Raw genomic sequence first — 20,191 nt, 5'->3', positions numbered from 1 at the left:
TTATCGGTTCAAAAGGATAAAATTTGAAACAAATATTTTTGTTTTTTTTAAAAGTGATTCTTGTCATTTCTAATATTTTCGTTGCTGTTCATGCTGATAGTTTTTCCGAAGGCATGGATGCAGCGCAAAAAGGCGATTATCAGGCTGCCCAGCAGAACTGGTTAGCTGCTGCCAAGCAGGGAAATATTGAAGCCCAATATAATCTTGGGGCGTTACTGCTATCAGGAAAGCTGGGCCAGCCAGATTACGATTCTGCAATGAGCTGGTTAGATATCGCCGCGCAAAAAGGCCATGATGAAGCGGCTTATGCGTTGGGAATGCTTTACTACACTGGGAATGAGCCAGACGTAAAGAGAGATCAAAAGAAAGCCTTTGAACTTTTTAAAAAATCTGCAGAAAGAGGCAGTGCCGTGGCTCAGTTTAATGTCGGTGCCATGTTAATGAATGGACAGGGTGTTGAAAAAGATCTCAAAGCTGCCGCTGACTGGTTTGAAAAAGCCGGTGAACAAGGACATAGTCAGGCCCAATTCAATCTTGGGCTTCTCTATTTGAGTGGTTCTGGTGTTAAGCAGGACACAAAACGCGCTTATTCTTGGTTTAAACGCTCAGCAGAATCTGGTTATCCGAATGCACAATATCGTGTAGCAAAAATGTTATTTGATGGGGATGGTGCTGCTTTAGATCATGTACAGGCAAAAAGCTGGTTTCTAAAAGCCCAAGAGAATAATAGTGTTGAGGCAGCATTTATGTTGGGGTTTATGAGTTATCTAGGGCTAGGAGGCAGTCAGGATAATTTAATGGCAAGACACTGGTTTGATGTTGCCGCGAAGGGATGGGACCGAAATGCACAGTTTTATTTGGGGTTGATGAACCAACGTGGTGATGGTGAGCAGAAGAATCTTCTCGAAGCCTATAAGTGGTTTGATTTAGCCGCTTCTAGCGGACATGAAGATGCCCATTACTATCGTTCAGCTGTGGCGGCTGCGTTAAGTGCAGAGCAGAGACAGCAAGCCAGTCAGTTAGCCCAGCAGTGGTTTGATGAAAATCACGATACGCCACACAAACACTACAATAAGGTTCCTCACCAGCACTAAATTTGTATCAAAGTAGTGCCATGTCTGAGAGTTGGATAACAGAGATTCTGTCGATATTATTTGCACTTTCCTTATCTGAAGCGGTGTTGTAGCCCCAACTCGCCAGATAGAGCTTGATATCATCCAGACCGTCTTCAGTGATGACATTTATCAGTGCTGGAAGTCTATCCTCAATGAAAACAATCTCCATATCCGGTTTTTCGGCGTGCAGATCGCTGAGGATCTGTTGTTTGCTCATATTTCTGTCCAGGCCATAAACCTGTGCTATTGGCAGTGAAATCTGATTCGCTTTGAGAATATGATCAACGAAGCGTTCCTGTTTTGTAGTGATAATCACTAGATTATCCGTTGGAATGGTCCGAAGTTTTTCAGCAATACCTTCAAATAATGGGTTCATAGCAATCCAGCTATCAAAGTCGTCCCTAATCCACTCATCGCGTGTTGAGCCAAAAACTTCTTTCAGTTCATCGACAAACATATCATCGCGGATCATCAACGCTTCAATCTGATGATGAAATGCAGACATGAGTGTGTCAGCAGACATGCCTTCATACAGCAGTCGCATGATAAGCACGGCCTCATAACCTGTTTCCATGACTGGACGCACTTGCCGGAATTTTTCCAGTAAATCATCAGGCATCTCAGTTGGCATATCTGCCCATACTTTCAGGGCAACCTTCCAACCTGCTATGCCAGTCTCTATAGCGCTATCACAGATAACACCATCAAAATCCAGCGCGTAGAGTTTATTTGTCATTGCTTGGGAAAATACAGTAACGAGTGAAGTCAGCGGCTTCGTTGGCAGTCCAGTCGCCTTTGGCTTTATCTTTCATCATTTGGCACCAGTCTTCGCTGCCTACTTCTGGGCTACAGGCGGTTATCATGAAAAATGCAGCAATTAACGTGGCGCAGCATAAAGCCATTTTTATTGATTTCATCTTGTTTCCTTTAACTCTTAATCTCGTTCATGAACTAAGCGACCATGAAATAAAGTATGGCTGACCTGGTGGTTAAATAACCAGCCTTCAAAGGGGCTATTTTTACCGGCACTGACAAAGTTTAACGGTTGGCATTCATATTCAGAATCAGGATCAATTAAGCAGATATCGGCAGTAGCCCCCACTTTAAGCTGTCCAGAGTCGATACCCAGAATGTCTGCCGGGTTACAGGTTAGAGCAGCTAAAGCAGTGTGCAAATTAACCTCGTCATCTTCTACTAACTTCATTGTTAATGGTAATAAGGTTTCAAGACCAGAAATACCAGGTTTTGTTTCTGCGAAGGGCCCTAATTTATCGTCTTTATCAAGTGGTTGATGATGAGAAGATATCGCTGAAATAACACCATCACGGACACCTTGTTGCAGTTGCTCTCGGTCGCGGATACTGCGAAATGGCGGCAATACATGGCTCAACGCATCGTAATTACCCAGGTCATGCTCGGATAAATGTAGATGATGGGCACTGACATCGGCGGTTACCGGTAACCCTCTATTTTGTGCATCACGAATTAATTTAACCGCTTTAGCTGTGGATAAATTATGAAAGTGAGCACGCACTCCGGTTTGTTCGATTAAGATCAAATCACGACTGACAGCAATGGTTTCAGCACTTTCTGCAATGCCTCCTAAACCAAGTCGTGAGCTAACTGCTCCCTCATGTACACAACCCTGGCTTTGTAACCATGGATCGGCAGGCGTGATAAAAACCGTCATATCGAGTGTGGCAGCATAAGCCATTGCTCTTTGTAAGATGACACTATTTTTAATCGGAGACAGTCCATTACTGATTCCGACACAACCAGCGGCTTTTAGTCTGGCCATCTCGGCTAATAATTCACTGTTCAAATTTTGCGTCATTGCGCCCATGGTCAATACCATGCTGCGACCGGATTTTTTAGCACGATCCTCAATGAGTTCAACTACGGTGGGATTATCAATCACCGGTGCCGTGTCTGGCGGTACACAGACCGTGGTGATGCCACCAGCGGCGGCTGCCTTGGTTTCTGTGAGGATAGTGGCTGTGTGTTCCTGTCCCGGCTCACGTAGTCTGACACTGAGATCAATTAGGCCGGGGGAAACGATTAAACCGGTTGCATCAATGGTTTTATCAGCCTCAAAACCATCTAATTGCTCGCCGATAGCGATAATCTTGCCATTACTGATATAGACATCCTGGCGGCCATCAAACTGGCTTGCAGGATCGATAACACGGCCATTTTTTATACGAATTTTCATGCTGGCAGCTCGTTTTGTTCTGATTGTGCACCCATAGCCATGGACATGACAGCCATTCTGACAGCAATACCATGAGTGACTTGTTCTAAAATGACCGATTGTGGGCCGTCAGCCACGGAAGAGGCAATTTCGACGCCCCGATTGATCGGGCCAGGGTGCATCACAATGGCATCTGGTTTAGCGAGTTTGAGTTTGTCATCTGTTAGCCCAAAGCAGTGGAAATACTCTCTGGCGCTGGGGATTAAAGCCCCTTGCATACGTTCAAGTTGCAGACGCAGCATAATAATGACGTCAACATCTTCTAAGCCTGCTTCCATATCGTGATACACATGCACGCCGAGCGTCTGGCAGTCCGCAGGCAGTAAGGTTTTGGGGCCAATAACACGAATTTCGCCAACGCCGAGTGTTGATAACGCTTGAATCTGTGAACGCGCCACCCGTGAGTGTAAAATATCACCGACGATCGCCACCCGCAGATCAGGGAAACTTTTTTTATGGCGACGAATGGTAAACATATCCAGCATGGCTTGTGTCGGATGGGCATGGCAGCCATCACCCGCATTAATGACGCTGACATGAGGTGATACATGTTGAGCAATAAATTCAGCGGCACCGCTTTGATTGTGTCTGACAACAAACATGTCTGTGTGCATCGACTCAAGGTTGTGCAAGGTATCCAGCAGGCTTTCACCTTTTGAAGTAGCTGAGGTGCTGATATTAAAATTCATGACATCGGCAGACAGACGCTTTGCTGCCAGCTCAAAGGTAGAGCGGGTACGAGTGCTGTTCTCAAAAAACAGGTTAACAATGGTTTTTCCCCGCAGGATAGGGACTTTTTTTACCTGTCGATTGGTGATGCCTGAAAATTGCTCTGCCCGATCCATAATTTCAGTCAGTAGTGGCTTTTTTAGACCTTCAATCGTGAGGAAATGGCGTAGCTGACCGCTTTCCGTCAATTGGTTGTTATTCATTCAGCCTTGCCTTTGTTTCGATATTCCAACTGTAATCCTGAACTATTAGTGAGTTTGATATGTTGGCCTTTAGCGACTTCAACGGTTTTTCCGATGATATCTGCCTGGATAGGCAGTTCACGCCCATTACGGTCCACCAAAACCACCAGTGTGACGCTAGCGGGGCGGCCATAGTCAAAAATCTCATTGAGGGCAGCACGAGTGGTGCGTCCACTATGCAGCACATCATCAACCAGAATCAGATGACGGCCATCTACGCTAAAAGGCAAATCCGATGGTGTCACCTGAGGGTGCATGCCAATGCGGGTGAAATCATCCCGATAATAGGCAATGTTAAGGGTGCCGAGTGGTGCGTCGAAAAAATCCTTGCCCAGAATATCCTGTAAAGCTTTGGCAACCCATACACCACCAGTATGAATACCGACGAGTAAGGGTTGTTTTTCCGCGAATTTCTCGCGAATATCTGCTGCCATATCATTGAGCAGGTTCTGAACTTGAGTTTGGGTCAGTGCGATGGTCATTGTTGGTTCAGCCATGATTGAAGTATGAGTTGTGCAGATAACTGATCGACGTCACTGCGTTGACGAGAGTCCATTTTACTGCGGATTCCCATTTGGTCTAGTGCTTCATATGTTGTCAGTCTTTCATCTTGCCATTCCACAGGAATATTAAAACGACCATTCAGTCGATTTCCAAACCGTTTGGCGGCGGCCGTCATTTCTTGTTCGGTCCCATCCATATTCAGAGGAAGGCCGACGATAAGCAGATCGGGTTGCCACTCTTTCAGTAGTTTTTCTATTTGCGACCAGTCCGGAATACCATCACGTGCTTTGATTGCGGTCAGTGGGTTGGCGGTGGCCGTTAATTCCTGACCGACGGCAATGCCGATATTTTTCATGCCGAAATCGAAACCAAGTAAGGTCCTGGCTGCACTCATGAGTGGCCTGCAAAGTTAGACATCAGGTTAATATCAACACCGATAGATTTAGCGGCTGCTTGCCAGCGCTGTTCGGCTGGTGTGGTAAATAATAACTCATGACTGGCTGGAACAGTTAGCCAGCTATTTTCCATGAGTTCCTCTTCTAGCTGACCTGCGGACCAACCGGCATAACCCAGGGTTACCAGGGCATTAGATGGGCCTTCATCAGTACCAATAGCTTCAAGAATATCGGTGGATGTGGTTAAGATAACATCGTCAGATAATTGCAGACTCGATTTCCAGGGGGACTGAGCCTGATCATGTATCACCATGCCCTGGCCTTTTTGTACCGGTCCCCCAAATAAAACCGGTGTGTTTTTTATGCTTTCGGAGGGGTTCTCAATATGAAGGTGAGATAAGAGTTCTTCTAACATGACACGGGTCGGTCGGTTAATAATCAGGCCCATAGCACCATTTTTATCATGTTCGCAGAGATAAATGACCGAACGATAAAAAAATGAATCGGCCAGAGCAGGCATCGCAATCAGAAAATGGTTTTGTAATGAAGACTCCATAGCACTCCTAAAAGAAGGTAAAGCCAACCTGGAATAAACGTTCGACCTCTTTTATGTAACGTTTATTCACTAAAAATAAAATAACGTGGTCTTCAGATTCAATAATGGTCTCATCTTTAGCAATAATCACTTCTTCACCCCGCACAATCGCCCCAATCGTTGTACCTGGTGGTAAGTCGATTTCATCAATGCGTCGACCGACAACGACAGAAGAACTGCTATCACCATGAGCAATCGCTTCCAATGCTTCAGCAGCACCACGGCGTAGGGAGTGTACGGCGACAATATCGCCACGACGAATATGGGCAAGCAGACTACCAATAGTCGCCTGCTGTGGTGATAAGGCAATATCAATACTGCCACTTTCTACCAAATCCACATAGGCTGCCCGATTAATCAGCGATAAAACCTTACTGGCACCAAGTCGTTTTGCCAGCATCGCAGAGAGAATATTGGCCTCGTCATCATTGGTTAAGGCACAAAACAGATCGACTTTATCGATTTCTTCTTCGAGTAACAGCTCTTCATTGGCGACATCGCCTAACAGCACAATACTGTTACTCAACTCTTCTGACAAGAACTCAGCGCGATCGGGGTTGGCTTCGATTAGTTTGATTTGATAATCATTTTCTAAGGCTTTTGCCAGGCGGGCACCGATATTACCGCCGCCAGCCAGCATAATACGTTTATAGGGTTTTTCCAGACGACGCAGTTCGCCCATGACAGCACGAATGTCTTTGGTGGCGGCGATGAAAAAAACTTCATCATCGGCCTGAATCGTAGTGTCACCGGTGGGCGTGATAGGGTGACCATCACGGAAAATAGCGGCAACCCGGGTTTCTGTTTTCGGAATATGTTTGCGTAAATCACGCAGCGGATGCCCGACCAACAGACCGCCATGAAAGGCTTTTACCGCGACAAGCTGCACTTTACCTTCAGCAAAATCCAATACCTGCAAAGCATTAGGGTGGCTGATAAGTCGCTGGATATATTCCGTGACGATTTGCTCAGGACTGATCAGCATATCAATAGCAATTGCCTGAGGGTTTTCTTTATCAAATAATTGTGGCGTGGACAGATAGCCTGTTGAGCGAATACGCGCAATTTTAGTGGGCGTGTTGTAGAGCGTATGACAAATCTGGCAGGCCACCATATTGGTTTCATCACTGTTGGTCACCGCCAGAATCAAGTCAGCATCTTCAGCGCCGGCCCGGGCCAACACATCGGGATGAGAGGCTTGTCCCTGAATCGTTCGAATATCGTAATGATCCTGCAGTTTGAGTAAGTTAGTGCTGTCTGTATCGACAAGGGTGACATCATCGTCTTCGCGAGCCAATGTTGCCGCCACAGAAGCGCCGACTTGACCGGCTCCGAGGATCAGAATTTTCATAGTCGATTCCTAAATCTGTTTGGTGTCTATACCAAGAGAGCGAAGCTTTCGATAAAGATGTGTTCTTTCCATGCCAGCCAGTTTAGCCGCTTTACCTACATTGCCGTCTGTTTCTTGTAATTTACGTAAAAGGTAAATGCGCTCGAATTGTTCTCTGGCTTCACGCAGAGGTAATTCAAAGTTAATAGTTTCATCACCATTTTCGATAGCTTCAGCTTCTGAGGCGAGTGCAAGATCGACATCTGCGACATCAATATCTTCACCATTCCCCAGTACTAATAAGCGTTGGATGACATTTTTCAATTCAAGAATATTGCCAGACCATTCATGGTTCCTGAGGCGGTTTTGTGCGGCAACAGTGAAACGACGGTATGGTAGACCTGAGCGGGTGGTTTGTACGTCAACAAAGTGATGAACAAGCTCTGGAATATCTTCAATATGATCACGAAGTGGTGGTACTACCAGAGTGATGCTATTGAGTTGATACAACAGGCTCTCCAGAAAGTCACCGTTATCGACGGCTTTTTGTAAGGAGTATTGTGTAGCGCAAATCAGCTGACACTGCTGTAATTTATGAGTCTCCAACAGGTGTAATAACAGTGCCTGAGCTTCATCACTCAGCAAGGCCAAGTCATGGATATACAAACAGTTATTTTTAGCTAATGAGGTAATCTTCAGGCTATCTAATGGAAAGCTTTCTGGGCTTAATTCAATAAATTTACCGCCTGAGAATTGACCCAGGCTATGTAAATAATGCGAAAAACAATGTTTACCCACCCCAGGCTCACCTACCAGCAGAATAGGCATTTCATGTTTCGCAACGCGTTCAACTTGTTCACGCAATAATTTTATCTGCTGACTTTTACCCACAGGAATCTGTGCCAGTTCTTTTTGTATGCTGGCTTGTTTTGCTCTATTTTCGAGGGCTTGCTCAACACCGCGCAGAAGTTTGGCCGTCGACAGCGGTTTCTCAATGAAATCACTGGCGCCCAGCCGCGTTGCTTCTACGGCGGTTTCTATCGTGCCATGGCCGGACATCATCACGATAGTGACATTTTTATTTTGTTGTTTGAATTCTTTTAACAAGCTAATACCATCGATATCCGGCATCCAGATATCGAGCAGAATCAGATCAGGCTGTTGTTCGTTAAAAATTTGTTGTGCTTCCTGCCCATCAGCAGCAATTTTGACTTCATAGTTTTCGTCTTCCAGAATGTCTTTGATTAGCTCGCGAATATCCGGCTCATCATCAACAACAAGAATCAGGGGTTTGTCATTACTCACGACGGAGACTCCTCCAATGGCAATCTTATAATTATACTCGTTCCTTCTGGATCCAGATTTTCCGCCCAGACATCACCACCATGTTCTTCGATCATTTTTTTAACGATAGCTAAGCCAAGCCCGGTGCCTTTATGTTTCGTCGTGGCGTAGGGTTCGAATAATTTATCAATAATAGAAAAGGGGATGCCAGGACCGTAATCCCGAACAGAAATTTCAAGCCAACGACGTTGTTGGTGAGTAAGTGGATGGTAACTGATAACGATATCGACAGGAAGCTGAGCGTCCTCACAGGCTTCGATAGCGTTTTTCAATAAATTATGCATGACTTGCCGAAAACGATTGACATCAATTTTAACCGCCACACTTTCCGGGCTGTTTAACAGCGTGAACTGATGATTCGGATTACTCTGATACATGGTGAGCACTTCACGAATCAGTTGACCGATATCATAGGACTGTAATTGTAATGCTGGTGTGCGCGCATACTCCGAGAATTCATTCACCATTTCTTTCATCGCTTCAACTTGTTGAATGATGGTATTGGTGAGTTTATCGACGACTTCGACCTGCTCCTCGGGCACAATCGCTGCGTATTTTCGTTGCAGACGTTCCGCTGACAGCTGAATCGGTGTTAAAGGATTTTTTATTTCGTGAGCCAGACGCCGTGCCACTTCACCCCAGGCGGCATTACGCTGTGCTTGTAGCAGTGTAGTGATGTCTTCAAAAACGATAACCCAGCCACTATTATTGGGTAATTCGGTACCATGACAAATTAAGGTTTGGTTGCCGTTTTGTTTTTGTAGTTCTACTTGCTGTTCCCAGGCAATACCTTTGACAGCGCAACGTTCAATCATTTCGCAGAACGTTTTCATATTTTTGTTAATTTCAGCCAGCTTGGATAAAGGGCTTTCCAGACGTTGCTGGAGTTTAACACCGAGAATTTTGCTGCTGGCATTATTGGCTGTATGCAGATAAAGGCGTTTATCCACGGTGACCACGCCACTGGATAAGCTGCCAAGGACAGTGGTTAGGTAACTTGTTTGTTGTTCTAATAAACGGTGACTACGCTGTGACGCATTGCGGGCATGGGTTAGCCTTTGTGTCATTTGGTTAAACGAGCGAACCAGGAAGCCAATTTCATCGTGGCCTGAGGCCGTCAGTTGCATATTGTAGTTACCGGAAGCCACCGCTTGTGTACCTTGCGCTAGTTCTTGTAGCGGCTCGACGATACGTCGGGATATCCAGATAGCAAACCAGATAGACACCAGAATGGTTAAAAACACAATCAGGCTTAAGGTCAGTGTGAACACGGTAATTAAAGGTTTTCTGAGATAACTTAACTCTTTGTAATCAGAGTAAGCATCTTGCACGGTTTTACCGAGCTCACTTAAATGATCATTGATCGGAAACAACACATTGAGAATTCGTTCTTCGGCTAAGACAGACTTTTGTGGAATTCTGACAGCGGCCCGCAGTTGGAGCTTGTCATTTTCTGAGGGGTCCATGCCGATATAATCTTCACCCTGAAGCAGCTGATGCATGATGGTATCGTTAGGTCTGTTCGGTACCATAATAGTTGGACTTTCAATACTCGACGCAATCGGTTGTCCATCTCTTGCCCAGATACTAAGCTCCAGTGCGCCACTCAATTGCGTTAAATCCCGTAAGCTGTGTGATAGCTCGCTATCGGGTAGTTCACTAAGAACACCAGCCATCATCCTTGTTTGGCGTAGCAGGGTTCGCATGCGGATACCAAAAGCGGTACGGCTTAACTCCAGTGAATCATTCAGTGCTTGTTCTACTTTGACATCAAACCAGCTGTTAATACCACGATGCAGGAAGTGAATCGAAAAGCCGTAAACAATCGATGTGGCAACTAAAATCAATAAAACAAACAGGCTGACCAGTCGGACGGTAAGCCGCGATCCCGCCTCATGTTTTTTAAAGTCGCGATATAAACGAAAGAGGCTGCGAGCAAGAATGCCCACCAGTAATAATAGACAGGCAACACCAATACCAAAGATAACCAGAAAGAGGTCATTCAGCCGTGAACTATCTTGAGTAGCCGCGCTTAGCAAATAGGCGAGAACAAGCAGTAAAAATGCGAGAGAGAAGTATGGTGCTGTACCTGAGCTAAGTCGCTTGATAAGACTTATAGCCATACTGCTTGAACCCATGGACTGGTGAGTTGCCATTTGTCAGAGATTAAGGCTCCAGGACGCATTGGAGTTGGTAAGGCATTGAGATCCAATCCACTGCGAATTTCCAGAATCAGATTTTCCGTATCTTCGGTATATTCTGGTGGCAGCGAGAGCGCATTAATATCGCCCAAGGCTTTTAGAGCACCACTCAAACTAGGGAAGTTTTGTTGTTCATGAGTATCGAGTGACTCCACAATATATTGCTCTGATAATGCGTGGTAACGAAGCTCATAGCTCAGAGTGCTCTCCCATAAGGTGGTTTCCCATTGCCAGAAGCTGCCCAATATTGGCATAGCATCAATTAGCCGAAACTCTTGCAAAAAGGTAATGGGTACGCCATTTTGCAGGGCTTCAATCACTCGTGGTGTTAATGGGTAATTAATTTGAGCCGTCAGCACATAGGCATTACCAATGGGATGAACAACCGGGTTATTGACGCTAAAAACAGTGGCATTGGCTGATGTTTGAATAAACAACCATAAGAAAAGAGACAGGAATAGACGCTTACTTACGGCGAAGGCAGGCATAATAAAAACCGTCCATAACATCATCACCAGGCAGTCTCTGGTAGCCGAAAGGCCTAGCTGTCGCTGGTGTCGAAGAGAGTTTGACTTCTTCAGCATCTGGATGTCGTTGTAGAAACGCTTCAATTTGCTGCTCATTTTCTTTTTTAAAGGCAGAGCAGGTAGTGTAAACCATTAAACCATCGGCTTTCAGCAGTGGCCACAATTTATCTAATAAAGCCTGTTGTTTACTGGCCAAAGTATCGATATCTTCTGGATGACGTAGTAGTTTTATGTCCGGATGGCGGCGAATGACACCACTACCCGTGCAGGGTGCATCGATAAGGATGCGGTCAAACGCTTGTCCGTTCCACCAATGGTTGGTGTCTGCGGCATCGGCAGCAACTAATGTGGCGTGTAAACCAAGCCGATCCGTATTTTGTTGAATTTGCAGTAAGCGATCAGATGATATATCGATAGCTGTGACGTCATTTTCAGGAGAGGTTTCAAGAATATGGCATGTCTTACCGCCGGGCGCAGCACAGGCATCTAACACGCGCTGTCCGGGGGTTATGTTCAGAATCGTTGTGGCTAGTTGGGCTGAGCCGTCTTGCACAGAAACCCAACCTTCTTCAAATCCCGGTAGTTTATATACATCGCAAGGTTGGTCCAGCAAGATACCCTGGTCGGTGGCTTCAATAATTGAGGCAGCAATCTGTTCAGACTCTAACTGCTGAAGATATGCTTCACGTGAAACTTTTTGCTGATTAACCCGGAGCATCATCGGGGGCTGTTTATTATTAGCGTTGGTAATATCTTGCCAGCTTTCAGGCCAGTCTTGCTGGTATTGTGAGAGTAACCAGCTTGGATGCCCGTAATTAGCTGGGTCATTTGCCAACAGCTTCTGTTCGATCTGTTCTTGTTGTCTTAGATAGTTTCTCAGGCAGGCATTTAATAAACCACCCGCCCAGACTTTTTTCAGTTTTTTACTGGCATCCACTGTTTCAGAAATGGCGGCATGATCCGGTGTATTTAAAAAACGTAACTGTAAAATACCGAGTATTAATAGTTGCTCAATATCTTTGTCTTTAGCTTTAAAGGGTTTTTTTATCAGCTGGTGGACGATAAATTGCAGAGTCGGGTAATGACGCAAACTGCTATAGCAAAGCTGTTGACAAAAACCACGATCTTTTTCATCAACATGAGGCAAATACTGAGCTAAGGCCGTATTGAGAGAACGTTGCTGAACGACTACTTCATTCAAAATGAGTGCAGCATTCGTTCGGGCACCTTTAGTGGGGTTAGGCTTAGCCAAAATGATCGCCAACTTTCATGGTGTTTGCATTAAGGAAATCCTGCACAGACATCGCACGTTTACCGGGTAACTGTAGCTCAGTGATGCGAATAACACCGTCGCCGGTGGCAACATCAATCCCGACTTTATCGACCTTAATAATTTGACCTGCTGGTTGCCGTGTTTCTTCTTTCACTAATTGTGCTCGCCATATACGAAAAATGGCATCGTGCCAGATCGTCTGCGCTACAGGCCAGGGGTTAAAGGCATTGATTTTACGAAGAATATCTTGAGCTGAAAGTTGCCAGTCAATATCGGCTTCTTTTTTATCTAATTTGCTGGCATAGCTTGTCAGATCGTCATTTTGTGGTTTGGCATTGCGTTGGCGTTGCTCAATATCCTTGAGAGTTTCAACTAAGGTTGTGGCGCCCAATATTGCGAGACGATCATGAAGTACCTGGGCAGTATCTTCTTCGGTAATTGGACAACGCGCTTCAGAAAGAACGGGGCCGGTATCAAGGCCGGCTTCCATTTGCATGATGCAGACACCGGATTCTTTGTCGCCGGCCAAGATAGCTCGTTGGATAGGCGCTGCGCCACGCCAGCGGGGAAGTAGAGAGGCATGCACATTGATGCAGCCAAGCTTGGGCGTATCCAGAACGACTTGAGGTAACAATAAACCATAAGCAACAACGATCATCAGATCCGCCTGGTAGCCGGCTAGAGTCTGTATCGCATCATCGGTTTTGAAGTTAAGAGGCTGTTCTACCGGAATATTATGTTCGAGAGCGAGTTGTTTAACAGGACTGGCTGTTAATTTACGTCCACGACCTGCGGGGCGATCCGGCTGAGTATAAACAGCGCAAATTTCATGCTCGGTATTGATTAAAGCTTTCAGTGTTTCTGCGGCGAAAGCCGGAGTACCGGCGAAAATAATGCGCATCCAAGATCCTTATAGTTTTTGTTTTTGGTGTTTTTCTAAGCGTTTTTTTATGCGTTCGCGTTTTAGGTTACTCAGATAATCAACAAATAATTTACCATCGAGGTGATCAATTTCGTGTTGAACACAGGTCGCCAGAAGTCCTTCGGCAGAAAATTCAAAAGGTTCACCATCTCGGTTCACTGCTTTTATTGTTACTGTGTCAGCACGCACAACGGTTTCATAGGCCTCTGGCACGGATAAGCAGCCTTCTTCATATTCTCGTTCACCTTGCTTATCAAGTATTTCTGGGTTGATAAGGATGAGTGGTTCTGATTTGTCTTCAGAAATATCGATAACTATCAGGCGTTTTTGTACATTCACCTGATTGGCGGCAAGACCTATTCCTGGCGCATCATACATCGTTTCTAGCATGTCGTCGGCAAGTTGACGGATGTCATCAGTCACTTCCTCTATGGGCTCAGCTTTTTTGCGCAGCCGTGGATCGGGGAAATGGAGAATATTTAAAATGGCCATGAGTAATACCTGTCAGGATGATTTACTGCTTTTACAAACCTTATATTGTAGTCTGCCAGCGCCTTATTGAAAATATAATGAATTTTGCTTGATCCCGATTAGTCATTGGTGACGGTGAATCAAAACCTCAGCAAACCAGCTATGGCGTCATAAACCGAGCCTGTTAACATTTTTTTGAGTTTTTTCCCGGTATCCTTGTGCTGAATGCGACAGTTAGACTCAATGACTAGTTTCAGCGCTGAGTCTCAAATTACTTGCCGGAGTTTACTTGTTGTCTAAAAATGATTAAGTTTGACGCTGGTAGCAATACTTGATTAGTCATACCGCATATAACACACTATTTAAAGTTGCCCATTACAGGATTGGGGCAAGATTAAGGTCCATGAGGATGGTTCGATGATAAAGCGCATAGCGATTAGTTTGATTTTTGTTTTGCTGAGTAACCCTCTGCTGGCCAAAGAAGTGGAGCTTAATCCAGACCATCCACAACGATATACGGTTAAAAAAGGCGATACCTTATGGGATATTTCAGGCATGTTCTTAAAATATCCGTGGCACTGGCCTGATATTTGGTATGTGAATCCGCAAATTGAAAATCCTCACCTAATCTATCCTGGTGATGAATTATCCCTTAGTTATCGTGATGGCAAACCAGTCATTGAGGTTAACCGTGGCAAACGCAGTGTGAAGCTGTCGCCTGAGGTTCGAGAAACGATTTTAGATAAACCCATCCTGACTATTCCGCTATCGGCAATTGGCCCATTTTTATCCAAACCTCGCGTAGTGGGCGATGAAGTACTCAATGATGCACCTTATGTTGTTGCCAGTGCCGATGAACGTCTTATCTCAGGCGCGGGCGATTATGTTTACGTAAGGGGTATCACAGACTCGGATAGTAATACATATAGTCTTTTCAAGGGTGGCAAAGCATATAAAGATCCTGACACTGGCGAAGTATTAGGATACGAAGCAATCTATCTGGGTGATGCTGAAACAATGACTCAGGGGGATCCGGCCAAAGTCAGCTTGACCTACACAAACAGAGAAATTCAAATTGGTGATCGCTTATTAAAAGTCGAAGATGACGACTTTGATCTTAATTTCATTCCTCGTGCCCCTGATAAGCCGTTAAATGGACGCATCATTTCTGTTTTTGATGGTGTTTCTCAAATAGGGCAATATCAGATTGTTGTTCTAAGTTTAGGCAAGCGCGATGGCTTGCAAACAGGAAATGTTTTATCAGTCTATCAAGCTGGGGAAACGTTAAAAGATTCAGTGTCAGTTGATCGCAAGGACACGGTGACATTACCTGATGAACATGCTGGTGAAGCTATGGTATTCAAACTATACGACAAAGTCAGTTATGCCATTGTTATGAAAGCCACCCGTGCTATGCATGTGTATGACAAAGTGAAAAGCGCCCAATAAAAGGACTTATTCAGCGGAATGATAGCTAACAAGCACAGTGAATTAGCTTGTTGGATTGCTCTACAGCGAGTGCCAGGGATTGGCCCGGTAACATATCAAAAACTCTTGCAACAGTATGGCAATCCGCAATACATATTAAATAACCCAGGCCAAATAACTGGCTTCAATGATGAACTGGTAGAGAAGTTACGCCATCCCGACTGGCAACAAGTTGAGCAAGATTTGCTCTGGTTGGAACAACAACATAACCGTTACATTCTGACCATTGAAGATGAACGCTATCCAAGTTTACTCAAAGAAATTACCGATCCACCTTGTTTACTCTATGTTCAAGGTGATGTTTCATTGTTAAACGACTGGCAGCTTGCGATTGTGGGCAGCCGAAACCCATCGCCGTCAGGCAGAAATACGGCGTATGACTTTGCTCACTACCTGGCTGAGGGCGGTTTAGTGGTGACGAGTGGGCTTGCAATGGGGATCGACGCTGCCGCACATAAGGGCGCCCTGAGCAAGGGGAAAACAATAGCGGTTGTTGCTACAGGTCTTGATCGTGTTTATCCTGCCCAGCATCGTCAACTAGCCTACGATATTGTAGAAAACGGTGCGATGGTGTCAGAGTTTCCGTTAGGTACTTCACCACGACCAGAGCTATTCCCGAGAAGAAACCGAATCATCAGTGGATTATCGCTAGGAACCCTGGTGGTTGAGGCCGCATTAAAAAGTGGTTCTCTAATCACAGCCAGAATGGCAATGGAGCAGTCACGCGAGGTTTTTGCTATTCCCGGTTCGATTCATAACCCTTTATCCAGAGGCTGTCATCAGTTGATCCGGGATGGGGCAAAGCTGGTAGAGACGGCGCAGGATATTATTGAAGAGTTGGGTGCGCTGGCAGGAATCAAGACTCAACATGAAGACACTAAAGACAAAACAGAATCCACACATGAAAAAGACGGTGACTACCAAGTGTTGCTTAATCATCTTGGATTTGACCCAGTTGCCATAGACGGCCTGATAGAAAATACTGGATTGACGGCTGATGCTGTTTCATCCATGCTGTTATTACTTGAGCTAGAGGGCGTGGTTGAGTCATTGCCCGGCAGCCGTTATGTTCGGACGGGTTCCTGAACCAGGCTTATTCAAAGAGAGTCAGATGAAAGAAAATGTCATTGATGTGTTGTTATATCTATTTGAAACCTACATCGATACGGAAGAACGAAATAAACCTGATAATGAAGTGTTAGAGCTTGAATTAGAGCAGGTTGGTTTTCAGGAATTAGAAATTCATAAAGCGCTGGAATGGTTAGATAATATGACCGTGGCCGCTGATCAACCTCTCAAACGGCACGCCACAATGCGCGTGTTCAGTGACAATGAGCTGGAACGGTTGGATGTGGAGTGCCGAGGTTATTTATTGTTTCTGGAACAAGTGGGCGTTTTAGACGTCGAAACTCGGGAGATCGTGCTCGAACGAGTGATGGCGCTGGATACAGAAGAGATTGACCTTGATCAGCTTAAGTGGGTTGTGCTGATGGTGTTGTTTTATCAGCCTGGAAGGGAAGTCGCTTTTGCCTGGATGGAAGACTTGGTCTTTGAAGACATGGAAGCCATCGTTCACTAGACTAAAAATAGAATAAGAAACTTCAACATTGCCCGTCTCAACGGGCTTTGTTTATATGTGCGTAGGTTTTTGGTATCGGGGAAAATGGGAAAAAAACTAGTCATCGTTGAGTCGCCAGCCAAGGCGAAAACAATCAAAAAATATCTCGGTAAAGATGTCGAAGTCTTAGCTTCTTATGGTCATGTGCGTGATTTATTACCAAAAGAAGGGGCGGTTGATACTGCCAAAGATTTTGAGATGAAATACCAAGTTATCGACCGTAACAGCAAGCATGTCGATGCGATTGTAAAAGCGATGAAAAAAGCTGATGCCCTATATCTCGCGACTGACCCTGATAGAGAAGGGGAAGCCATTTCCTGGCATCTGTATGAGTTATTGAAAAAGCGTGGCGCTTTGAAAGACAAAGAGACTCACCGTGTCGTTTTCCACGAAATTACCAAACAAGCGGTAAATGACGCCGTTGCCCACCCTCGTGAATTATCCATGTCGCTCGTTAATGCACAGCAGGCCAGACGTGCATTGGATTATCTAGTTGGTTTTACCTTGTCGCCGCTGCTTTGGAAAAAGGTTCGACGCGGACTTTCGGCGGGAAGGGTGCAAAGTCCAGCGTTGAGAATGATCGTAGAGCGTGAGCTGGAAATAGAAGCTTTCGTAGCGAAAGAGTATTGGAGCATCGAAGCTGATGCGAGTGCTGATAAAAACGATTTCCAGGCCAAGCTGACCTATTTCGAAGGTGAAAAACTCAGTCAGTTTAGTGTGACGGATGAAAAGCAATCGGCAAAGGTTGTAAAGGCATTAGATAAAGCCGCACAAGGTAAGTTGCTGGTTTCCAATGTTGAGAAAAAACAACGCAAACGTAACCCTGCAGCACCGTTTACCACATCCACATTACAGCAAGAAGCATCACGCAAACTAGGTTTTGGTGCCCAGCGTACCATGAGCATTGCTCAACAGTTATACGAGGGTGTAGATACCGGAGAGGGCGCGGTTGGTTTAATCACCTATATGCGTACTGACTCTGTCACCTTGGCTCAAGAAGCTTTAGATGAAATACGTGGATTCATTGCAGAAAAATACGGCCAGAAAATGGTTCCTGCAAAACCACAAGAATACAAAACGAAATCAAAAAACGCGCAAGAGGCGCATGAAGCGATACGTCCGACTTCTGTGCTTAGAACGCCAGAAGATATGAAAGCCTATCTTTCTGCCGATCAGTTAAAGCTTTATACACTTGTCTGGCAACGTACTATGGCAAGTCAAATGATTCATGCCACCCTGAATACGGTTGCTGTCGATTTGGCATGTGGTAAAGGTAATACTTTCCGTGCAAATGGTTCGACGGTAGTCAATCCAGGCTTTATGAGTGTGTATCTGGAAGATAAAGATGATTCTGCCGCCAGCGACAAAGACGAAAAACTGCTGCCTCCGATGGAGGTCGGCCAAGTTGTTGAATTAAAAGCGATTAGGCCTGAGCGGCACTTTACTGAACCACCACCCAGATATAGTGAAGCCAGCCTGGTCAGAAGTCTGGAAGAGCACGATATTGGCCGACCATCAACATACGCGAGCATTATTTCTACACTTGTTCAGCGTGAATACGTTGAAATTATCAATAAACGTTTTCATCCGACTGACGTGGGTCGTGTGGTGGGTAAGTTTCTTGTCGATCACTTTACTAAGTATGTCGACTATAACTTTACCGCTGAGTTGGAAGATGAACTTGATGCGGTGGCCAGAGGCGAAGAAGAATGGGTGCCATTACTGAGAAAGTTCTGGGGACCGTTTAAAGAACAAGTCGAAACCAAGGATAAAGAAGTTCAACGCAGTGATGTGACACAAGAACTGCTAGATGAAGACTGTCCTAAATGCGGTAAAAAACTCTCCAGCCGTCTTGGCCGGAGTGGGCGTTTTATTGGCTGTACTGGTTACCCAGAGTGTGATTACACCCGTAATATTGATGGTGAAGAAACCACTAATAATGAACCTGAGGTGGTTGAGGGCAGGAAATGTCCAAAATGTGACTCTGATTTATGGATACGAACTGGACGTTATGGGAAATTCATTGGTTGCTCCAGCTATCCTAAGTGTAAACATATCGAATCTTTGGAACAGCCGGCCAATACTGGTGTTGAATGCCCACAATGCCATAAAGGCGAGATTCTGACGCGTAAATCACGTCGAGGAAAAGTCTTTTACTCTTGTTCAGAGTATCCTGATTGCGACTACGCTTTATGGAATGAGCCACTGAAAGAGCCTTGCCCGAAATGTAGCTGGCCGATTCTGACACTAAAAACGACTAAAAGTCGTGGTACAGAGAAAGTCTGTCCACAGAAAGACTGTGATTATTCAGAGAAAGTTGAAAGCTAAATCACTCATCCGGTGATAACTTATTTAAGTTGTTGCTGGATGCTAATCACTAGTTGTTTGGCTTTTTCGGCTTCTTCTAAGGCTCTCTGTTGGCGGGCCTCGTCATTTTCCAGCAGACCATTTTTCAGATCCAGTCCGATGTAAATCAGGTTCTCATAGATAGCAAACAAAGGGGCACTTGGCTGTTTTTCTAAAAACGCTTTATTGTGTTCAAAATCGCGACTGTATCTTATCTTCATTGACATATATTCAGGTGTCCATTTATGGTTACGGTACTGAATAAAGTCATAAGTATTGTTGGACTGTTTTGCTTGCTGATAGTGTTTAAGTAGTTGTTCTTGAATGCTTATGTAGCTGTTGGCCATTTCATTGGCGTATTCATTAATATTTTTACTACTTAATTCTGTCGCTTTGTTTTGTTTGGGTGAGTGTGGAGCTGTTGTATTTGTACTATCACAGCCCAGCAAAAAAAGCGTGAGCAGCATGGAAATGCCCGCTTTAAGAAGCAGGTGCATAAAGGTATTATCTGCACGCATAGTCTTCACCTCGACTTAAGATTGATTATCAGAGCTTGGTTTCTTATCACTATGGCCCAAAGACCTGTCAGGAGCGATGGTATCACGCACCAGCTGCTTTAACTCAGTAATCTCAGGAAAACGACCTTGTTCTTTTCGCGACCATAGTAGTTCATCATTCGCTCGCACTTCGAAAAGGCCACCTGTTGCCGGAATCAACGTCAGTGAAGTGATTTCATCATCAAATGTTGTCAACAGTTCTTGTGCCATCCAGCTGGCTCTCAGTAACCAGCGGCACTGTGTACAGTAACTGATGGAAATATGATTATGTTTAGTCGTCAAA

At 45.0% G+C, this 20,191-nt stretch carries 21 protein-coding genes; 5 read left to right on the top strand and 16 right to left on the bottom strand.

Annotation, left to right across the window (positions count from 1 at the left end; translation table 11 throughout):
• Positions 1–23: 23 nt before the first annotated feature.
• Entirely contained in the window at positions 24–1,094 is a 1,071-nt protein-coding gene (locus MAMP_RS01520) for an SEL1-like repeat protein (RefSeq protein ID WP_007144205.1), read from the top strand.
• Positions 1,095–1,101: 7 nt separating this feature from the next.
• Here MAMP_RS01520 and MAMP_RS01515 read toward each other — a convergent pair whose 3' ends face one another.
• Genes MAMP_RS01515 through def form a run of 14 tightly spaced genes read right to left on the bottom strand, consistent with a single transcriptional unit; the run spans position 1,102 to position 13,920 of the window.
• The gene (locus tag MAMP_RS01515; protein WP_007144204.1) at positions 1,102–1,851 is read right to left on the bottom strand and encodes an HAD family hydrolase; all 750 of its coding nucleotides are present in this window, start codon (positions 1,849–1,851) and stop codon (positions 1,102–1,104) included.
• A complete protein-coding gene (locus MAMP_RS01510; RefSeq protein ID WP_007144203.1) occupies positions 1,841–2,032 on the bottom strand; it encodes a DUF3012 domain-containing protein in 192 nt (63 codons plus the stop codon). The genes MAMP_RS01515 and MAMP_RS01510 overlap by 11 nt, the downstream gene beginning before the upstream one ends.
• A gap of 17 nt (positions 2,033–2,049) precedes the next feature.
• Entirely contained in the window at positions 2,050–3,327 is a 1,278-nt protein-coding gene (locus MAMP_RS01505; protein ID WP_007144202.1) for a dihydroorotase, read from the bottom strand.
• A complete protein-coding gene (locus MAMP_RS01500; protein WP_007144201.1) occupies positions 3,324–4,298 on the bottom strand; it encodes an aspartate carbamoyltransferase catalytic subunit in 975 nt (324 codons plus the stop codon). The genes MAMP_RS01505 and MAMP_RS01500 overlap by 4 nt, the downstream gene beginning before the upstream one ends.
• Complete coding sequence (pyrR, locus tag MAMP_RS01495) at positions 4,295–4,819, bottom strand: bifunctional pyr operon transcriptional regulator/uracil phosphoribosyltransferase PyrR (RefSeq protein ID WP_007144200.1); 525 nt, start codon at positions 4,817–4,819, stop codon at positions 4,295–4,297. The genes MAMP_RS01500 and pyrR overlap by 4 nt, the downstream gene beginning before the upstream one ends.
• Positions 4,816–5,235 (bottom strand): Holliday junction resolvase RuvX, encoded by a 420-nt coding sequence (ruvX, locus tag MAMP_RS01490; RefSeq protein WP_007144199.1) that lies wholly within the window; start codon positions 5,233–5,235, stop codon positions 4,816–4,818. The genes pyrR and ruvX overlap by 4 nt, the downstream gene beginning before the upstream one ends.
• Positions 5,232–5,792, bottom strand: coding sequence for a YqgE/AlgH family protein (locus tag MAMP_RS01485; protein WP_007144198.1), 561 nt, complete (start codon positions 5,790–5,792; stop codon positions 5,232–5,234). Before MAMP_RS01485 ends, ruvX begins: the two co-directional genes overlap by 4 nt.
• A 7-nt stretch (positions 5,793–5,799) precedes the next feature.
• The gene (gene trkA / locus MAMP_RS01480) at positions 5,800–7,182 is read right to left on the bottom strand and encodes a Trk system potassium transporter TrkA (protein WP_007144197.1); all 1,383 of its coding nucleotides are present in this window, start codon (positions 7,180–7,182) and stop codon (positions 5,800–5,802) included.
• A gap of 9 nt (positions 7,183–7,191) precedes the next feature.
• Positions 7,192–8,466, bottom strand: a complete 1,275-nt coding sequence (locus MAMP_RS01475; RefSeq protein WP_007144196.1) for a sigma-54-dependent transcriptional regulator — start codon at positions 8,464–8,466, stop codon at positions 7,192–7,194.
• Entirely contained in the window at positions 8,463–10,628 is a 2,166-nt protein-coding gene (locus tag MAMP_RS01470; protein WP_040576319.1) for a sensor histidine kinase, read from the bottom strand. Before MAMP_RS01470 ends, MAMP_RS01475 begins: the two co-directional genes overlap by 4 nt.
• Positions 10,619–11,194, bottom strand: a complete 576-nt coding sequence (locus MAMP_RS01465) for a DUF4390 domain-containing protein (RefSeq protein ID WP_237701185.1) — start codon at positions 11,192–11,194, stop codon at positions 10,619–10,621. Before MAMP_RS01465 ends, MAMP_RS01470 begins: the two co-directional genes overlap by 10 nt.
• A complete protein-coding gene (rsmB, locus tag MAMP_RS01460) occupies positions 11,172–12,485 on the bottom strand; it encodes a 16S rRNA (cytosine(967)-C(5))-methyltransferase RsmB (protein WP_007144193.1) in 1,314 nt (437 codons plus the stop codon). The genes MAMP_RS01465 and rsmB overlap by 23 nt, the downstream gene beginning before the upstream one ends.
• A complete protein-coding gene (gene fmt, locus MAMP_RS01455; protein WP_007144192.1) occupies positions 12,478–13,407 on the bottom strand; it encodes a methionyl-tRNA formyltransferase in 930 nt (309 codons plus the stop codon). The genes rsmB and fmt overlap by 8 nt, the downstream gene beginning before the upstream one ends.
• A 9-nt stretch (positions 13,408–13,416) precedes the next feature.
• Positions 13,417–13,920 (bottom strand): peptide deformylase, encoded by a 504-nt coding sequence (def, locus tag MAMP_RS01450; RefSeq protein WP_007144191.1) that lies wholly within the window; start codon positions 13,918–13,920, stop codon positions 13,417–13,419.
• Between the two features lie 396 nt (positions 13,921–14,316).
• Between def and MAMP_RS01445 the strand changes: the two genes are divergently transcribed.
• The 4 genes from MAMP_RS01445 to topA all read left to right on the top strand — a co-directional run bounded on the left by MAMP_RS01445 (position 14,317) and on the right by topA (position 19,333).
• Positions 14,317–15,348, top strand: coding sequence for a LysM peptidoglycan-binding domain-containing protein (locus MAMP_RS01445; protein WP_007144190.1), 1,032 nt, complete (start codon positions 14,317–14,319; stop codon positions 15,346–15,348).
• An 18-nt stretch (positions 15,349–15,366) separates the two neighbouring features.
• The gene (dprA, locus tag MAMP_RS01440; protein WP_007144189.1) at positions 15,367–16,473 is read left to right on the top strand and encodes a DNA-processing protein DprA; all 1,107 of its coding nucleotides are present in this window, start codon (positions 15,367–15,369) and stop codon (positions 16,471–16,473) included.
• Positions 16,474–16,498: 25 nt separating this feature from the next.
• Entirely contained in the window at positions 16,499–16,966 is a 468-nt protein-coding gene (locus tag MAMP_RS01435) for a Smg family protein (RefSeq protein ID WP_007144188.1), read from the top strand.
• Positions 16,967–17,050: 84 nt separating this feature from the next.
• Complete coding sequence (topA, locus tag MAMP_RS01430; RefSeq protein ID WP_007144187.1) at positions 17,051–19,333, top strand: type I DNA topoisomerase; 2,283 nt, start codon at positions 17,051–17,053, stop codon at positions 19,331–19,333.
• Positions 19,334–19,353: 20 nt separating this feature from the next.
• Here the strand turns inward: topA and MAMP_RS01425 are convergent, their stop codons facing one another.
• Together MAMP_RS01425 and MAMP_RS01420 are read right to left on the bottom strand one after the other, a co-directional pair.
• Positions 19,354–19,869 carry a hypothetical protein gene (locus tag MAMP_RS01425; protein ID WP_007144186.1) on the bottom strand — a complete coding sequence of 172 codons (516 nt, stop codon included), beginning with the start codon at positions 19,867–19,869 and terminating at the stop codon, positions 19,354–19,356.
• A gap of 15 nt (positions 19,870–19,884) precedes the next feature.
• Complete coding sequence (locus MAMP_RS01420) at positions 19,885–20,190, bottom strand: Rdx family protein (RefSeq protein ID WP_040576126.1); 306 nt, start codon at positions 20,188–20,190, stop codon at positions 19,885–19,887.
• Position 20,191: the final 1 nt, after the last annotated feature.

Source organism: Methylophaga thalassica MP, assembly GCF_000214595.1.
Taxonomy (GTDB): domain Bacteria; phylum Pseudomonadota; class Gammaproteobacteria; order Nitrosococcales; family Methylophagaceae; genus Methylophaga; species Methylophaga thalassica.
This window is presented reverse-complemented; position numbering and strand designations above follow the sequence as displayed.

What these genes read in the sequence shown, in the direction of transcription:
- MAMP_RS01515 (WP_007144204.1), bottom strand. Translation starts at nt 1,851, where the DNA reads ATGACAAATAAACTCTACGCGCTGGATTTTGATGGTGTTATCTGTGAT.
- trkA (WP_007144197.1), bottom strand. Translation starts at nt 7,182, where the DNA reads ATGAAAATTCTGATCCTCGGAGCCGGTCAAGTCGGCGCTTCTGTGGCG.
- MAMP_RS01505 (WP_007144202.1), bottom strand. Translation starts at nt 3,327, where the DNA reads ATGAAAATTCGTATAAAAAATGGCCGTGTTATCGATCCTGCAAGCCAG.
- dprA (WP_007144189.1), top strand. Translation starts at nt 15,367, where the DNA reads ATGATAGCTAACAAGCACAGTGAATTAGCTTGTTGGATTGCTCTACAG.
- MAMP_RS01445 (WP_007144190.1), top strand. Translation starts at nt 14,317, where the DNA reads ATGATAAAGCGCATAGCGATTAGTTTGATTTTTGTTTTGCTGAGTAAC.
- MAMP_RS01435 (WP_007144188.1), top strand. Translation starts at nt 16,499, where the DNA reads ATGAAAGAAAATGTCATTGATGTGTTGTTATATCTATTTGAAACCTAC.
- MAMP_RS01465 (WP_237701185.1), bottom strand. Translation starts at nt 11,194, where the DNA reads ATGCCTGCCTTCGCCGTAAGTAAGCGTCTATTCCTGTCTCTTTTCTTA.
- topA (WP_007144187.1), top strand. Translation starts at nt 17,051, where the DNA reads ATGGGAAAAAAACTAGTCATCGTTGAGTCGCCAGCCAAGGCGAAAACA.
- MAMP_RS01470 (WP_040576319.1), bottom strand. Translation starts at nt 10,628, where the DNA reads ATGGCTATAAGTCTTATCAAGCGACTTAGCTCAGGTACAGCACCATAC.
- def (WP_007144191.1), bottom strand. Translation starts at nt 13,920, where the DNA reads ATGGCCATTTTAAATATTCTCCATTTCCCCGATCCACGGCTGCGCAAA.
- MAMP_RS01425 (WP_007144186.1), bottom strand. Translation starts at nt 19,869, where the DNA reads ATGCGTGCAGATAATACCTTTATGCACCTGCTTCTTAAAGCGGGCATT.
- MAMP_RS01500 (WP_007144201.1), bottom strand. Translation starts at nt 4,298, where the DNA reads ATGAATAACAACCAATTGACGGAAAGCGGTCAGCTACGCCATTTCCTC.
- ruvX (WP_007144199.1), bottom strand. Translation starts at nt 5,235, where the DNA reads ATGAGTGCAGCCAGGACCTTACTTGGTTTCGATTTCGGCATGAAAAAT.
- MAMP_RS01485 (WP_007144198.1), bottom strand. Translation starts at nt 5,792, where the DNA reads ATGGAGTCTTCATTACAAAACCATTTTCTGATTGCGATGCCTGCTCTG.
- fmt (WP_007144192.1), bottom strand. Translation starts at nt 13,407, where the DNA reads ATGCGCATTATTTTCGCCGGTACTCCGGCTTTCGCCGCAGAAACACTG.
- pyrR (WP_007144200.1), bottom strand. Translation starts at nt 4,819, where the DNA reads ATGACCATCGCACTGACCCAAACTCAAGTTCAGAACCTGCTCAATGAT.
- MAMP_RS01510 (WP_007144203.1), bottom strand. Translation starts at nt 2,032, where the DNA reads ATGAAATCAATAAAAATGGCTTTATGCTGCGCCACGTTAATTGCTGCA.